General features: G+C 61.3%; 1 protein-coding gene and 1 pseudogene. Both read right to left on the reverse strand.

Features of this window, described 5'->3' with window-relative positions:
• Positions 1–482: 482 nt before the first annotated feature.
• Positions 483–980, reverse strand: a complete 498-nt coding sequence (locus WAW39_RS21380) for a hypothetical protein (RefSeq protein ID WP_422321194.1) — start codon at positions 978–980, stop codon at positions 483–485.
• 480 nt (positions 981–1,460) lie between these two features.
• Positions 1,461–2,239, reverse strand: a pseudogene (locus WAW39_RS21385) (hypothetical protein); the annotation flags it as partial.

Below are 2,239 nucleotides of genomic sequence, written 5' to 3' on the forward strand. Positions count from 1 at the left end.
GGAGAGGGCGGTAGATATGCGAGCGTGTGATGACGCCGCGTGAGTTCGGTGCCGCCCTGAGTCGGGCGGTTTGGCGGAGAACGCGCCTGAGCGTTGCGGCGCACATCTCGCCAAACACACCCAACAACCTACGATGAAGCGCCGCCTCAGTCGTAGGATGGGTGTGGCGACAGCCCGCCCGTCCATCAGCGTACGGCAAAGCTACAAGGCGTACGAACCTCCTCGCAGTCGGACGGTTTGGCGGTGGGAGTTGTGGAGTGAAGAAGCGGTTGCGGCGCCAAACACATCCAACCTACGGCCGGAGCGCCACGCCAGCTACCCGTGCCCAAAACCTGACCCGTTTTCTCAATGTCGCGTGGTATCGATCAAGCCACGAAAGGACAAGCTGTGCCTCACTGCGCGACCGCAGTCCCTATGGGATGCACGCTCAGCGTGAAGTGACTTTTACAAACTACGATGTCAGCCCGACAGTGGCTCCGCCCTCACGGGGATGCGTGCCCTGTGGCGAGGACTCCGAGCGTCTGCAGATAACTCTGGAGCGCTGCGGTGTCATCGGCGCGGCGCACGCGCAGGCACTGCCCTTCAGGGGTGTCGGAGCAGAACAGGCAGGGGACATCGAAAGCCTGCCGAAGCGCGGCGCTTTCTTCGTGGGAGAGCCAGCGGGAGAGCGGGATGGAAGAACTGCCCGCCTTGAGCAGCCACGGTGCGGACATCAGGCAGAGGAAAACCACGGCAATCGTGATCCCCTGCCGCCAGCGGGACAGGCGAGTGCCGTGGAGGAGCACAGGTGTGAAGAGGGCAGCCGCCAGCATGAACAGGGGGCTGAGTTTGACGAGCCCCGCGCCTGCGATGTGCAGGGCTGCCGCTTGATCGCCGTAAATGGAAGCGACGTCGATGGTGGGCATCAGCAGAAAAAGCGGCAGCACGAAATCCCCCGCCTGCCAGGGAGAGGACTCCGGTGCGGGTGCTGGATCTGCCATGGCACAAAGCTACCCGCAGGTCTGGCAGTCGCAAATGAGGATGGAGTCGGATTTCAAAGTTTTGCCAGTGATCACCGCGACGATCACCTGCCCTGGTCTGGAGTGGGTTTGCATGAGCGCCGGGGGACCGTGGATGGCATCCATGTTTCGCGTCGTCATTTTGTCAAGTTTTTGCACACTGACCCCGTTTTGAGGATTGCGGCGGCGCAAAATGGGGTCAGTGTGCAAATACTTGACAGATTTGTCCTGCGCTCATCGCGGTCTGTTTCCAGAGTTTTTTGCACGTCTCAGGGGTTCTTGAGCGAGCTCGTGGCCGGAGATTTAAACATGGCATATTTTATCAAGCATTTGCACCCGGCTCCCCTTTTGCGCTCTGCAACTCCGCACCGGACCCAGGCGATGCAAAGAATGATCGACCCGCTACGGCTGCGCGGGCGTTGCCGGCTTCGGTGTGGCGACGGGATTTGATGGGGCTGCGGCTCAGGGTTTGGCGGGTGCTTGAGCCAGCCGAGCGCGCAGGGTTTCCATGCAGTTTTTGATTCGCCGGGCCTGGAGGCGCAGGGCTTCATTCTCAGGATCGCTTTTGACGAGCTCTTCGTATTCAGACACTTCCTGCTGCAAGGCTGTGAGCGCCTGGGGGCCGCCGATTTTGGCGAGTGACTCCGCCACCAGTCCTCCAAGGCCGATTTGCTGCATGCGGATGAGCAGCCGCTCGCCTGCAGCGGATGGATGAGCCGCGAGAACATCGTTCATGCCATAGAGAATCGACCTTTGGGCGCGGTCGAGCTCTGCCGAAGATTTCACCTGCGCGAGAATTTTCTCGGTGAGGGCCACATACCTTTCGATGGCTTTGGGATCGATGTCCTTGCGCTGTGCGATGGCATCAAAGATGTGATGCACATAATCACTCTTCTGCGCGATCATGCGATCTGCAATTTCGACGAGATAGGGGCCCAGATCAGGGCTGGTTTCGATGAGCTTCGTGCGCGGCTTCAACTCCTCGTCGCTCAGCCTTCCCTCCTCGCCGGAGCGCATCATGCGAATCTCGATGCCTGCCAGCCGGCCCTCGTCCAGCTTGCCCGGCTTCGCGGCTGCGGGCGGAGTGGCTGAGGGTGCTGGTGCTGTGGCTGCCGATTCTGCGCGTGCAGGCGGGATGGCAGGCACCACAAACTCGATGGTTTGCGCCTGCAGCCCCGTGGCGGCGAGCGCTGCCAGCGTGAACGTGAGCGTGAGCGTGACCGCCCCACAGTGCCACAACC

Source organism: Prosthecobacter sp., from assembly GCF_049294395.1.
GTDB lineage: Bacteria > Verrucomicrobiota > Verrucomicrobiia > Verrucomicrobiales > Verrucomicrobiaceae > Prosthecobacter.